This is a genomic window from Ferrovum myxofaciens (genome assembly GCF_013181415.1).
Taxonomy (GTDB): Bacteria; Pseudomonadota; Gammaproteobacteria; order Burkholderiales; family Ferrovaceae; genus Ferrovum; species Ferrovum myxofaciens.
In genome coordinates this window covers 1,843,149-1,857,484 of record NZ_CP053676.1, presented here as the reverse complement: position 1 = coordinate 1,857,484, position 14,336 = coordinate 1,843,149, and the positions used below count along the sequence as shown (strand labels likewise).

General features: G+C 53.4%; 9 protein-coding genes. All 9 read right to left on the bottom strand.

The features are described 5' to 3' along the window. The 9 genes from rplC to rplL all read right to left on the bottom strand — a co-directional run bounded on the left by rplC (position 1) and on the right by rplL (position 14,326). Positions 1–645: a 50S ribosomal protein L3 gene (gene rplC, locus HO274_RS09010; protein WP_031597138.1), complete on the bottom strand. Its 645-nt coding sequence runs from the start codon at positions 643–645 to the stop codon at positions 1–3. Positions 646–748: 103 nt separating this feature from the next. Continuing rightward, positions 749–1,069, bottom strand: coding sequence for a 30S ribosomal protein S10 (gene rpsJ / locus HO274_RS09005; RefSeq protein WP_363320351.1), 321 nt, complete (start codon positions 1,067–1,069; stop codon positions 749–751). 13 nt (positions 1,070–1,082) lie between these two features. Continuing rightward, complete coding sequence (gene tuf / locus HO274_RS09000) at positions 1,083–2,273, bottom strand: elongation factor Tu (protein WP_062187353.1); 1,191 nt, start codon at positions 2,271–2,273, stop codon at positions 1,083–1,085. Positions 2,274–2,301: 28 nt separating this feature from the next. Further along, positions 2,302–4,395, bottom strand: a complete 2,094-nt coding sequence (fusA, locus tag HO274_RS08995; RefSeq protein ID WP_031596363.1) for an elongation factor G — start codon at positions 4,393–4,395, stop codon at positions 2,302–2,304. Between the two features lie 93 nt (positions 4,396–4,488). Continuing rightward, positions 4,489–4,959 (bottom strand): 30S ribosomal protein S7, encoded by a 471-nt coding sequence (gene rpsG, locus HO274_RS08990; protein WP_031596362.1) that lies wholly within the window; start codon positions 4,957–4,959, stop codon positions 4,489–4,491. A gap of 30 nt (positions 4,960–4,989) precedes the next feature. After that, positions 4,990–5,367: a 30S ribosomal protein S12 gene (gene rpsL / locus HO274_RS08985; protein ID WP_031596361.1), complete on the bottom strand. Its 378-nt coding sequence runs from the start codon at positions 5,365–5,367 to the stop codon at positions 4,990–4,992. A gap of 90 nt (positions 5,368–5,457) precedes the next feature. Next, entirely contained in the window at positions 5,458–9,669 is a 4,212-nt protein-coding gene (rpoC, locus tag HO274_RS08980) for a DNA-directed RNA polymerase subunit beta' (RefSeq protein WP_062187358.1), read from the bottom strand. 82 nt (positions 9,670–9,751) lie between these two features. Then, positions 9,752–13,822, bottom strand: coding sequence for a DNA-directed RNA polymerase subunit beta (rpoB, locus tag HO274_RS08975; RefSeq protein ID WP_031596358.1), 4,071 nt, complete (start codon positions 13,820–13,822; stop codon positions 9,752–9,754). A gap of 129 nt (positions 13,823–13,951) precedes the next feature. Continuing rightward, positions 13,952–14,326 (bottom strand): 50S ribosomal protein L7/L12, encoded by a 375-nt coding sequence (gene rplL, locus HO274_RS08970; protein WP_031596356.1) that lies wholly within the window; start codon positions 14,324–14,326, stop codon positions 13,952–13,954. Between the last annotated feature and the right edge of the window lie 10 nt (positions 14,327–14,336).

Sequence of the window (14,336 nt, the reverse complement as noted above, 5' to 3'; positions counted from 1 at the left end):
TCATGCACCTCCCTTGACTGCGGGCCTGACGACCACATGACCACCCTTGGAGCCAGGAACGGCGCCTTTAATCAACAGTAGATTGCGTACGTTATCGATTCGTACGATTTCCAGATTCTGCGTGGTACGCCGGTCATCACCATAGTGTCCTGCCATCCGCTTTCCCGGAAACACCCGCCCAGGATCTTGCGCCATCCCGATGGAACCAGGACTATTATGGCTGAGAGAATTACCATGGCTGGCACGGTTGGAACTGAAGTGATGTCGCTTGATCGCGCCGGTGAACCCTTTACCCAGAGTGGTTCCGGTAACATCGACCTTTTGTCCCACCTGAAACTGGTCGAGGGGCAGCACGGAACCCAGTGACAGGTCCGAAACCTGTGCTTCACTGATTGGAAATTCACGGGTCAGAGTTCCGGCCAGGGAACCGGATTTTGCCAAATGGCCTACCTGCGCCTTGGTCACGCGACTGGGACGCCGTTCACCGTAAGTCACCTGAATAGCCGAATACCCATCCGTTGCTGGCGTTTTGATTTGTGTGACGCGATTACCGCCCACTTCCACGACGGTGACTGGAATAGCCTCACCGTCATCAGTGAAGACGCGCGTCATGCCGACTTTACGGCCGACAAGTCCTATCGTCATCTTGATTGTTCCTTATGTTTGTTTCCTGTGAGGACCCCCTGGCCCTCCTCAGGCGCCGATTCCAATTGACCGGCTGGCACTACACTTACATCCTAACCTTCAATTATAACTTGATTTCTACATCAACGCCTGCTGGAAGATCAAGTTTCATCAATGCATCCACCGTTTTGTCAGTGGGATCCACGATATCCATCAACCGTAGATGTGTGCGAATCTCGAACTGATCACGGGAAGTCTTGTTCACATGGGGCGAACGCAACACGTCAAAACGCTCGATGCGAGTAGGCAAGGGAACCGGCCCCTTAACCACTGCACCGGTACGCTTGGCGGTTTCCACAATCTCGAGAGCGGACTGATCAATCAGCCGATAGTCGAAAGCTTTCAGACGTATGCGAATCTTTTGATGGGTCAATGCAGTTGCCATTTAATTTATTTCCTTATTGAATCACTTTAGCGACAACCCCGGCGCCCACGGTCCGACCACCTTCGCGAATCGCGAATCGCAGCCCCTCTTCCATCGCAATCGGTGCAATCAACGTCACCGTCACCGACACGTTGTCTCCAGGCATCACCATCTCCGTCCCCTCAGGCAACTCAATCGCCCCCGTCACATCCGTCGTACGAAAGTAAAACTGCGGACGATATCCCTGGAAAAACGGTGTGTGACGACCCCCTTCATCCTTCGACAATACATAAATCTCCGCCGTAAACTTGGTGTGCGGCGTAATCGATCCAGGCTTCGCCAACACCTGTCCACGCTCCACGTCCTCACGCTTCGTCCCGCGCAGCAATACCCCAACATTGTCCCCCGCCTGCCCTTGATCCAGCAACTTGCGGAACATCTCAACCCCAGTACACACCGTCTTTTGCGTGGTCTTCAACCCCACAATCTCGATGTCATCCCCAACCTTCACTATCCCGCGCTCAATCCGACCCGTCACCACCGTCCCGCGCCCTGAAATGGAAAATACATCTTCCACAGGCATCAAAAACGGTCCATCAATCGCACGCTTCGGCTCAGGAATGTATGTGTCCAACGCTTCCGCCAACTTCCAGATCGAGGGCTCTCCAATCTCCGACTGATCCCCTTCCAGCGCCTTCAACGCGCTTCCAATCACAATCGGCGTGTCATCCCCAGGAAAATTGTACTTCGACAACAGTTCCCGGACTTCCATCTCCACCAACTCCAGCAACTCCGCGTCGTCCACCATGTCCGCCTTGTTCATGTACACCACAATGTACGGAACCCCCACCTGACGGGCCAACAAAATGTGCTCCCGGGTCTGCGGCATCGGTCCATCCGCCGCCGATACCACCAACACCGCTCCATCCATCTGCGCCGCACCCGTAATCATGTTCTTCACATAATCCGCGTGCCCAGGACAGTCCACGTGTGCATAATGACGATTCACCGTCTCATACTCCACATGCGCCGTATTGATCGTAATCCCCCGCGCCTTCTCTTCCGGCGCCGAATCAATCTGAGCGTAAGACTTCGCCTCACCACCAAACTTCTTCGACAATACCACCGTCATCGCCGCCGTCAGCGTCGTCTTTCCATGATCCACGTGGCCAATCGTCCCCACATTCACATGCGGCTTCGTCCGCTCAAATTTGCTCTTTGCCATAATGAGTTACCTCTAACTGTTTCAGTGATTATTTTTTGTTGATGATCGCTTCCGCAACATTGCGCGGGGCTTCAGAATAGTGCTTGAATTCCATGGTGTAAGTCGCCCGCCCCTGAGTGGCAGAACGCAATGAAGTGGAGTATCCAAACATTTCAGCCAAGGGAACCTCAGCCTTGATGACCTTGACTCCCAGTACATCTTCCATGCCCTGAATCATGCCTCTGCGAGAGGACAGGTCACCCACTACGTTCCCCATGAATTCCGGTGGCGTTTCCACCTCCACGGCCATCATGGGTTCAAGCAGCACAGGGTTAGCTTTGCGCATCCCATCTTTGAATGCCATGGAAGCTGCCATCTTGAATGCATTTTCATTGGAGTCCACATCATGGTAGGAACCGAAGTGAAGCGTTACTTTCACATCCACCACCGGAAACCCTGCCAGCACACCATTGGGTAAAGTGTCGATCAATCCCTTTTCAACTGCAGGAATATATTCACGGGGCACTACGCCACCCTTGATGGCATCCACAAATTCAAAACCGGCGCCCATTTCATTAGGCTCGACCTTGAGAACCACATGCCCATATTGACCCCGTCCACCACTTTGCTTGATGAATTTGCCTTCTGCATTCTCCACCTTGCCACGAATAGTTTCCCGATAGGCTACCTGAGGCTTGCCCACCGTAGCCTCAACGCCAAATTCACGCTTCATCCGGTCCACAAGAATTTCAAGGTGCAACTCACCCATTCCTGAAATAATGGTCTGACCCGATTCTTCATCGGTCCTAACACGGAAAGACGGGTCTTCCTGTGCCAGGCGATTCAGTGCAATTCCCATTTTTTCCTGGTCAACCTTGGTTTTTGGCTCCACGGCCTGCGAAATGACCGGCTCCGGAAATTCCATCTTTTCCAGGGTGATGGTTTTGTCGAGTTCGCAAAGGGTATCCCCGGTGGTCGCTTCTTTCAATCCCACTGCTGCCGCGATATCGCCCGCAAACACTTCCTTGATTTCTTCACGTTGATTGGCATGCATCAGAAGAATTCGACCAAGCCGTTCCTTTCGTCCCTTGGTAGGGTTGTAGATCGTGTCGCCAGACTTGATCATGCCCGAATAGACCCGGAAGAAAATCAACTGCCCCACAAAAGGATCGGTCATGATCTTGAAAGCCAGTGCAGCGAAAGGCTCATCATCTGCCGCCCGACGAGTGGCCATTTGGCCGTTTTCCAGTTCCCCTTCCACGGGAGGAATATCCGCCGGTGAAGGCAGATACTCGATCACAGCATCCAGCATGGCCTGTACGCCTTTGTTCTTGAAAGCGCTGCCACACAGCATGGGTATGATTTCTCCCGCAAGAGTACGGGTCCGCAATCCAAGACGAATTTCGGCTTCGCTCAACTCGCCGCTTTCCAGATACTTATTCATCAACTCTTCAGAAGATTCGGCGGCCGCCTCAATCATCTTTTCGCGCCATTCCAGCGCTTTATCCCGCAAATCGGCAGGAATCTCCTGGTATTCAAATTTCATACCCTGAGAAGCCTCATCCCACAGAATGGCCTTCATGATCACCAGATCCACTACCCCGGCAAAATGATCTTCCGCACCGATGGGAATCTGGATCAGAACAGGGTTACCCCGCAAACGATCACGAATCTGTTGATAAACCTTAAAGAAATCCGCACCTACCCGATCCATCTTGTTGACGAAGGCCAGGCGGGGTACGCCATATTTATTAGCTTGACGCCAAACGGTTTCTGACTGCGGTTGAACACCACCCACCGAATCGTACACCATGCAGGCCCCGTCCAGGACGCGCATGGAACGTTCTACTTCAATGGTAAAATCGACGTGCCCTGGAGTATCAATGATATTGATACGGTGTTCCGGGTATTTTCCTTCCATCCCACGCCAAAAACAGGTAGTCGCTGCAGAAGTGATGGTAATTCCGCGCTCTTGTTCCTGTTCCATCCAGTCCATGGTTGCAGCACCATCATGGACTTCACCTATTTTATGGGATACCCCGGTATAAAAAAGGATCCGTTCTGTGGTGGTGGTTTTTCCTGCGTCGATATGCGCCGATATTCCAATATTGCGATAGCGCTCAATGGGTGTTTTGCGTGCCACTTTATCCGTCCGTTATCTGTCAGTTTGATACGCCAAAGGCCCGGATTGCCGGGCCTGCTTTATGCTTTATCTTCCTGCTAAAAAGTCATGTCCTTAAAAGCGGTAATGAGCAAAAGCCTTATTGGCTTCAGCCATACGATGGACTTCTTCACGTTTCTTGATGGCACCTCCACGACCTTCTGAGGCATCGATCAACTCTCCTGCCAGACGCAGGCCCATGGACTTTTCACCGCGCTTACGCGCCGCTTCACGCAACCAGCGCATGGCCAAAGCAGTGCGCCGGTTAGCCCGGACTTCTACGGGAACCTGATAGTTGGCCCCACCCACACGCCGGCTTTTTACTTCAACGAGGGGACGAGCGTTATTGAGCGCCGTCAGAAAAACCTCAATGGGGTCTTTGCCAGATTTTTGCCCGATCACATCCATGGCACGATAAACGATATGTTCAGCCACGGATTTTTTACCCGAATCCATGATGACATTAACAAATTTTGACACATCAGCGCTGCCGAACTTAGGATCGGGCAACACATCTCTTTTGGGAACCTCTCTGCGACGCGGCATGGAAGTAGTCTCTCTTGTTTATGAATTAAATTAGGCGGCTTTAGGACGCTTGGCACCGTACTTGGAACGGCTCTGCTTGCGATCTTTCACCCCTGCCGTATCCAGACTACCCCGCACAGTATGGTAACGGACCCCAGGAAGATCCTTGACCCGACCACCGCGAATCAATACCACCGAGTGTTCCTGCAAATTATGCCCCTCTCCACCGATATAACTGGACACTTCAAAGCCGTTGGTCAGACGCACCCGCGCCACCTTCCGCAATGCCGAGTTCGGCTTTTTTGGGGTTGTGGTATAAACCCGCGTACATACGCCCCGCTTCTGCGGCGAATTGGCCAAGGCGGGTACTTTGCTCTTGGTCGTTTTGGCGACTCGCGGTTTGCGAATCAACTGGTTGATTGTTGGCATAGTTAGTCCTATCGTCCGTACGAGACAGTCAGGTCACGAGCAACACGCCCGGAAAAAGACTGTCGATTATATGTTTAAACGCTTCCTTTGTCAAGCAATGGGATGTTCATCAGTTTCCACCGCAGTCAGAGGCTCCACCATCATGAAATCCCCGCCCAGATTATCCCGCAACTCTGGCTGACCTCGGTGCCGACGGGCCCTGTGGTAGGCAAGCCCCGTACCTGCAGGAATCAGTCGTCCCACAATGACGTTTTCCTTGAGGCCGCGTAAATCATCTCGTTTGCCCATGATGGCGGCTTCGGTCAGAACACGGGTAGTTTCCTGGAAGGATGCTGCCGAAATAAAGGAATCCGTGGACAGCGATGCCTTTGTAATTCCCAGCAAAACATTTTCAAAGGTGGCAGGACGCTTGTTTTTCGCCACGGTCCGCTCGTTTTCTTCGAGCAAGTCAGCCCGTTCCACCTGTTCTCCCGGAATGAAGCGAGTCTCGCCCGCATCCACTACCTGTACCCGACGCAGCATCTGACGCACGATCACTTCGATGTGCTTGTCGTTGATCTTCACCCCCTGCAGGCGGTACACATCTTGCACTTCATCCGTGATATACCGGGCCAACGCGCCCACGCCCAGAAGACGCAGAATGTCATGGGGATCCGCCGGGCCGTCCACGATGGTTTCACCCTTGTTAACCACCTGGCCATCATGCACCGTCACATGTTTGTCCTTGGGGATCAAATAATCATGTGCAATGCCATCGGTGTCCGTAATGACCAAGCGCTGCTTGCCCTTGGTATCCTTCCCGAAGGACACGGTACCCGTGATTTCTGCCAGCAGACCGGCATCTTTGGGTGAGCGGGCTTCGAACAATTCGGCAACCCGTGGCAAGCCTCCTGTAATATCCCGCGTCTTGGAAGATTCCTGGGGTATCCGCGCCAGTACTTCTCCCACGCCCACCTGTTGCCCATTCTTGACCGTGATGATGGCGCCCACCTGAAAGGTGATATTCACCACCTGTTCCGTGCCCGCCAACTTGATTTCCTTACCCGCCGCATCCAGCAATTTCACCTGCGGACGCACACCCTTGCTCTGGACACTGGCACGACGCTTGGGATCGATCACCACCAGGGTAGACAAACCCGTCACTTCATCAATCTGTTTGGCAACGGTCACCCCTTCTTCCACATTTTCGAAGCGCACTTCTCCAGCGTACTCGGTAATGATGGGACGGGTGTGGGGATCCCAACTGGCCAGGATCTGTCCTGCCTTGACCCGACCACCTTCCGTCACCAACAAAGTCGCTCCATAGGGAACCTTGTGCCGTTCCCGCTCCCGGCCAGCGTCATCGGTAATGAGTACCTCGCCACTGCGCGAAATCGCGATCTGTTCCTGACGGGCGTTGGTAACCTGACGCATGGTGGCGGAAATACGCGCCACCCCATTGGACTTGCTTTCCACCTGGCTGATCACGGCGGCTCGAGAGGCTGCCCCCCCGATATGGAAGGTCCGCATGGTCAACTGTGTCCCAGGTTCACCAATGGACTGGGCCGAGATCACGCCGACGGCTTCTCCCACATTCACCAGACCACCTCGTCCCAGATCCCGTCCATAGCATTGAGCGCAGAGGCCATAGCGGGTTTCACAGGTCAGCGGATTGCGTGCCTTGATCTCGTCGATACCCGCAGCTTCCACTTGCTCCACGGCATCTTCGTCGAACAGATAGCCAGCGGGCACCAGAACTTCCTGGGTTTCCGGATGAACGACATCCATGGCGGCTACGCGTCCCAAGATCCGGTCCCGCAGAGGTTCCACCACTTCTCCACCCTCCACCAGTGCCTTCAGGAGCATTCCCTTTTCGGTTCCGCAATCCTGTTCCACTACCACCAGATCTTGAGTCACATCCACCAGACGACGGGTCAGATATCCTGAATTGGCGGTCTTCAGTGCAGTATCCGCCAACCCCTTACGCGCTCCGTGGGTCGAGATAAAGTATTGCAACACGTTCAGTCCTTCACGGAAATTCGCCGTGATCGGGGTTTCGATGATTGAACCATCGGGTTTGGCCATCAATCCGCGCATCCCCGCCAACTGGCGAATCTGGGCAGCCGAACCGCGCGCTCCGGAATCCGCCATCATGTAAATGGAATTGAAGGATTCCTGGGTGGTGGTCTCGCCCTTGCGGTTGACAACGGGTTCACGCCCCAGTTGGTCCATCATGGCCTTGGCCACTTGATCGCCTGCACGCCCCCAGATGTCCACCACCTTGTTGTAGCGTTCACCCTGGGTCACCAGACCCGAAGTGTACTGGCTCTCGATTTCCTTCACTTCCGTTTCTGCGGCTGCGATCAATGCTTCCTTCTCGCTCGGCACCAGCATGTCATCGACACAGATCGAAATCCCGGCGCGCGTTGCCATGGCAAAACCCATGTACATCAACTTGTCCGCAAAGATCACGGCTTCCTTGATCCCACAACGGCGAAAGGCTGCATTGATAAGACGAGAAATTTCCTTTTTCTTGAGTGCCTTGTTGATATGCGAGAAAGGCAATCCATCGGGTAATATCTCGGACAGCATGGCCCGACCCACGGTGGTTTCGTAACGCGTAACCAGGCGCGCCGAAGCGCCGTTATCGTCCTTGACCGTCTCGGTCAGTCGCACTGAAATCCGGGCAGTCACATCCACCTTGCGTGCTTCATAAGCGCGCACAACCTCGCCCACATCGGAGAAGATCATCCCTTCCCCGCGCGCATTGACCCGTTCGCGGGTGACGTAATAAAGCCCCAATACGATATCCTGGGAAGGCACGATGATGGGGTCCCCGTTGGCGGGGGACAGCACGTTATTGGAGGCCAGCATCAAAGTACGGGCTTCCATCTGTGCTTCCAGGGAAAGCGGCACGTGCACAGCCATCTGATCGCCGTCAAAGTCCGCGTTGAATGCAGCACAGACCAACGGATGTAATTGAATGGCTTTCCCTTCGATCAAAACGGGTTCAAAAGCTTGAATCCCCAGGCGATGCAAGGTCGGTGCACGATTCAGGAGAACCGGGTGTTCCCGAATCACATCTTCAAGAATATCCCATACCTCGGGAATTTCCTGTTCCACCATGCGTTTGGCTGCCTTGATCGTCGTCGCCAAACCCAGAACTTCGAGTTTATGGAAAATAAAGGGTTTGAATAATTCCAACGCCATCTTCTTGGGCAAACCGCACTGATGCAACTGGAGTTGAGGACCCACCACGATCACGGAACGTCCGGAGTAATCCACCCGTTTACCCAGCAGATTTTGACGGAATCGACCACTCTTCCCCTTGATCATGTCTGCCAAAGACTTGAGGGCACGCTTGTTGGCGCCCGTCATGGCTTTACCGCGCCGACCATTATCGAGGAGCGAATCCACCGCTTCTTGCAACATGCGCTTTTCATTGCGCACGATAATTTCAGGTGCTTTCAATTCCAGGAGTCGTTTCAACCGATTATTGCGGTTGATCACCCGACGGTACAAATCATTCAGATCACTGGTAGCAAAACGTCCGCCATCCAAAGGAACCAGAGGGCGCAAATCGGGCGGAAGAACAGGAAGAACTTCCATGATCATCCACTCGGGCTTGATCCCGGATTTTTGGAATGCCTCCAGGATCTTGACGCGCTTGGCATATTTCTTGATCTTGGTTTCGGAACCGGTGGTGGCCAGTTCCTGACGCAACCGCTCGATTTCCTGATCAATGTTGATTTGACGGAGAAGTTCACGCACACCCTCGGCGCCCATGCTGGCGGAGAATTCGTCACCATACTCCTCGACCTTGGCCAAATAGTCTTCTTCGGTAAGTAACTGCCCCTTTTGAAGAGGAGTCATCCCGGGTTCCGTAACCACAAAACCTTCGAAATATAGAACTCGTTCAATATCCCGCAGAGTCATGTCCAAAACCATGCCAAGCCGGGAGGGCAAGGACTTCAGAAACCAGATATGCGCCACCGGACTGGCCAACTCGATATGGCCCATACGTTCACGGCGTACTTTGGACAGGGTGACTTCAACGTTACATTTTTCACAAATCACCCCCCGATGCTTGAGGCGCTTGTATTTCCCGCACAAACACTCGTAATCCTTCACCGGTCCGAATATCTTGGCACAAAAAAGGCCATCCCGTTCCGGTTTGAAGGTACGGTAATTGATGGTTTCGGGTTTTTTTACCTCACCGTAGGACCAAGACCGGATTTTGTCGGGTGAAGCCAGTCCGATCTTGATCGCATCAAATTCTTCCGGCTGTGTCGTCTGCTTGAATAAGTTCAATAATCCTTTCACGCTTTACCTCCCGCGCGGGAGTCGGCTATGCCTGACTCCCATTGATGAGTTGAATCCCCTAAAACGGCCCAATCCGGTTCCGTCAGAATCGCTCCAGATCGATGTCAATGCCCAGTGAGCGAATTTCCTTCACCAGCACATTGAAGGATTCAGGCATACCGGCATCGATGGTGTGTTCGCCCTTGACAATGTTTTCATACACCTTGGTTCGTCCTGTCACGTCATCGGATTTGACCGTCAGCATTTCCTGGAGCGTATAAGATGCCCCGTAGGCTTCCAACGCCCAAACTTCCATTTCCCCGAAGCGCTGTCCACCGAACTGGGCCTTACCTCCCAAGGGTTGTTGGGTGACCAGGCTGTAGGGGCCGGTAGAACGGGCATGCATCTTGTCATCCACCAAATGATGCAGTTTCAGAATATGCATGTATCCCAAGGTCACCAATCGATCGAAACTCTCGCCGGTACGGCCATCGAAGACCTGCACCTGTCCCCCTCTGGGTAATCCGGCCAATTCCAGCATATCCTTGATCTCGGCCTCGTTGGCACCGTCGAATACGGGAGTCGCAAAGGGTACGCCACCCCGGAGATGATGCGCCAATGTGGCAATTTCGGTATCGGTCATCTCTGACAAAGACTCGGTCTTACCCGTACCGTTATAAACCTTTTCCAAAAATTCCCGCAGTTTGATGGCCCCCGCCTGTTGATCGATGAGCCGACCAATAGCATGCCCAAGGCCTTTGGCAGCCCACCCCAAGTGGGTTTCCAGAATCTGTCCCACATTCATCCGCGATGGAACCCCGAGTGGGTTCAGTACGATATCCACGGGAGTGCCGTCTGCGGTAAAAGGCATATCTTCCACCGGAACGATCTTCGAGACCACCCCCTTGTTTCCGTGCCGACCAGCCATTTTGTCACCGGGCTGAAGGCGACGTTTCACTGCCAGATAGACCTTGACCATTTTCTGGACGCCGGGAGACAACTCATCCCCTTGCGTCAGTTTGCGCTTCTTCTCTTCGAAGAACAGCTCAAACTCCTTACGCTTTTCTTCCAGACTTTCCTTCAACTGCTCCAGTTGAATCTGCTGATCTTCTTCTCCAAGACGAATGTCAAACCAATCCCAACGGCCTAACTGGTACAGATAATCATGGGTAATCACGGTGCCTTTGGGTAACTTTTTTGGCCCCCCCTTGACGACCTTTCCCATCAATAGACGTTCGATCCGGCCAAAGGTATCGTTTTCCATGATACGCAGTTGATCGCCAAGATCCTTCTTGTACTGAATCAATTCATCATCGATGATGCGTTGAGCGCGCGCATCCCGTTCGATCCCTTCGCGGGTGAAGACCTGCACGCCAATCACCGTCCCGGCCATGCCAGAGGGAACGCGCAGACTGGTATCCTTGACGTCGGAACTCTTCTCACCAAAGATGGCACGCAACAGTTTCTCTTCGGGAGTCAGTTGAGTTTCGCCTTTGGGGGTGACTTTCCCCACCAGTACATCCCCGGCTTCCACCTCGGCCCCGATGTAAACGATGCCGGAATCATCCAATCGATTCAACATACGTTCTGACAGGTTGGAAATATCCCGGGTAATTTCTTCTGGTCCCAACTTGGTATCCCGCGCCACCACCGACAGTTCTTCAATATGAATGGAGGTAAAACGGTCTTCGGCCACGACCCGTTCGGAAATCAGGATGGAATCTTCAAAGTTGTACCCGTTCCATGGCATGAAAGCCACCAGCAGGTTCTGACCCAGCGCCAACTCCCCCATGTCGGTGGATGCCCCATCCGCAATCACGTCGTTACGCTGGATCAAATCGCCAACGTTTACGATAGGTCTTTGATTAATGTTGGTATTCTGATTTGAACGACGGTACTTGATGAGGTTGTAGATGTCTACCCCTACTTCACCGGCCAGAGTTTCATTATCATTCACCCGCACCACGATCCGGGCGGCATCCACATAGTCCACCACGCCACCACGCCGGGCTTGCACCGTCGTTCCCGAGTCCACCGCCACGGTACGCTCGATCCCCGTTCCCACCAGAGGTTTTTCCGCACGCAAACACGGCACAGCCTGACGCTGCATGTTCGAACCCATCAAGGCGCGATTCGCATCATCATGTTCCAGAAACGGAATGAGAGATGCAGCCACCGAGACGATCTGAGCAGGCGCCACATCGATGTGGGTTATCCGGTCGGGAGACGCCAAGGTGAATTCGTTGAAGTGACGACTGGAAACCAGGTCATCACTGAAACGTCCCTGGTCATCCAGTGCCGCGTTGGCCTGGGCGATCACATGCCTTCCTTCCTCGATCGCCGAAAGCATCTCGATCTGATCCGTGACACGACCGTTTTCCACCTTACGGTACGGGGTTTCCAGAAAACCATACTCATTGGTACGGGCATACAATGCCAACGAATTGATCAGACCAATATTCGGCCCTTCCGGTGTTTCGATGGGACAAACTCGTCCGTAATGCGTCGGATGTACATCGCGCACTTCGAAACCTGCCCGTTCGCGCGTCAATCCCCCGGGTCCCAAGGCGGATACCCGCCGCTTATGAGTAATTTCAGAAAGCGGATTGGTCTGATCCATGAACTGGGATAACTGGCTGGAGCCGAAGAATTCCTTGATCGCCGCCGAAATGGGTTTGGCATTGATCAGATCATGGGGCATCAGATTTTCTGATTCTGCTTGAGAAAGCCGTTCCTTCACGGCCCGTTCCACACGCACCAGCCCGGAGCGGAATTGATTCTCGGCCAGTTCACCCACAGAACGCACGCGTCGATTGCCCAAATGGTCGATGTCATCAATTTCACCGCGCCCATTGCGCAATTCCACCAGAATCCTGATGACATCCACGATATCGTCATTGGACAGAATTGGAGAACCGGTTAGTTCAGGACGACCCACCCGACGATTGAACTTCATCCGGCCCACGGCGGAAAGATCATACCGTTCTTCACTAAAGAACAAGCCCTGAAACAGCAACTTGACGGCCTCTTCGGTGGGCGGCTCGCCAGGACGCATCATGCGATAGATGGCTATCCGCGCAGCATTCTGATCGAGCGTGTCATCCACGGCCAGAGTCTGGGAAATGTATGGCCCTTGATCCAGATCATTGGTATATAGGGTCTGAATGTCACGAATCCCGGCAGCACGCATTTTTGCCAGCAATGTTTCGGTAATTTCATCATTGGCACGGGCAATCAACTCCCCCGTATCTGTCTGAATGAGATCGCGGGCAAGAATTCGTCCCACCACAAAGTCTTCCGGCACTTCGATGCGGTGCAGACCGGCCTGTTCCAATTCACGGATATGCTTGACGGTAATCCGCTTGTCCCGCGCTACGATGACCTTGTCCTTGGCCATGATATCGAAACGAGCCACTTCGCCTCTCAAGCGTTCCGGAACCAGTGTCATGTGCAAAGACTTGTCATCGATATGAATATCATCGAAGTTGAAAAAGGTTTCCAGAATTTGTTCTGTATTGAATCCGATGGAACGTAACAGTGTGCTCACTGGCATCTTGCGCCGGCGGTCAATACGAAAGTAGAGCAGATCCTTGGGATCAAATTCAAAATCCAGCCAGGATCCACGATAGGGGATGATGCGTGCGGAAAACAGCAATTTTCCGGAAGAATGGGTTTTGCCTCGGTCATGTTCGAAGAATACCCCGGGGCTGCGATGCAATTGAGACACAATGACCCGTTCAGTACCATTGATCACGAAGGAGCCATTGCGTGTCATGAGGGGAATTTCCCCCATATAAACTTCCTGCTCCTTGATTTCCTTCACCGTGGGCTTGGAAGCTTCGCGATCCATGATCTTTAACCGTACCCGCGCACGCAGAGGGGAAGCAAAGGTCATGCCGCGCTGCTGGCATTCCACAACATCAAAGGGAGGAACGGCAAGGACATAACTGACATATTCCAGGACGGCATTGCCCGAATGACTGACAATGGGAAATACAGAGCGAAACGCCGATTCAAGACCCTGATTTTTACGTGTAGTCGGGTTTACGCCCTCCTGCAGGAATTCCGTATAGGAATCCAGTTGGGTGGCCAGCAGGAAAGGAATGTCGAGAACGCTGTGACGCTTGGCGAAACTTTTGCGAATGCGTTTTTTCTCGGTGAATGAGTAACTCATGTGATCTCCACGACAGTAAGACAGGGACTGGCGGCAAAATTCACGACTTGCGCGTGACCGGGAGTTCAGTTTTCAGGCTAAACGAGGCAGAGGCACCGTCGCGCCTCTGCCTCCCGGGTACATCGAGACTTACTTGATTTCGAAGGTAGCGCCGGCTTCGGCCAATTGCTTGGCGATGGCATCGGCATCAGCCTTTGGAATCCCTTCCTTGACGGGCTTGGGAGCACCATCCACGAGGTCCTTGGCTTCCTTCAGGCCCAATCCGGTGATGGTACGCACCACCTTGATGACATTGACCTTGTTGTCGCCTGCACCGGTCAAGATGACGCTGAATTCCGTCTTCTCTTCCACTGCGGCTGCAACTGCAGCCGGGGCTGCCACGGCCACGGCCGTGGCAGCTGCGGATACCCCGAACTTTTCTTCCATATCTTTGATCAGTTCAGACAATTCCAGCACGGTCATGCCGGCGATTGCATCCAGAATTTCAATTTTGCTGAGTGCCATGTGTAACTCC

Coding starts and splice junctions, on each gene's coding strand:
- rpsJ (WP_363320351.1), bottom strand. CDS start 1,069: ATGGCAACTGCATTGACCCATCAAAAGATTCGCATACGTCTGAAAGCT.
- rpsL (WP_031596361.1), bottom strand. CDS start 5,367: ATGCCAACAATCAACCAGTTGATTCGCAAACCGCGAGTCGCCAAAACG.
- rplC (WP_031597138.1), bottom strand. CDS start 645: ATGACGATAGGACTTGTCGGCCGTAAAGTCGGCATGACGCGCGTCTTC.
- tuf (WP_062187353.1), bottom strand. CDS start 2,273: ATGGCAAAGAGCAAATTTGAGCGGACGAAGCCGCATGTGAATGTGGGG.
- rplL (WP_031596356.1), bottom strand. CDS start 14,326: ATGGCACTCAGCAAAATTGAAATTCTGGATGCAATCGCCGGCATGACC.
- rpoB (WP_031596358.1), bottom strand. CDS start 13,822: ATGAGTTACTCATTCACCGAGAAAAAACGCATTCGCAAAAGTTTCGCC.
- rpsG (WP_031596362.1), bottom strand. CDS start 4,959: ATGCCGCGTCGCAGAGAGGTTCCCAAAAGAGATGTGTTGCCCGATCCT.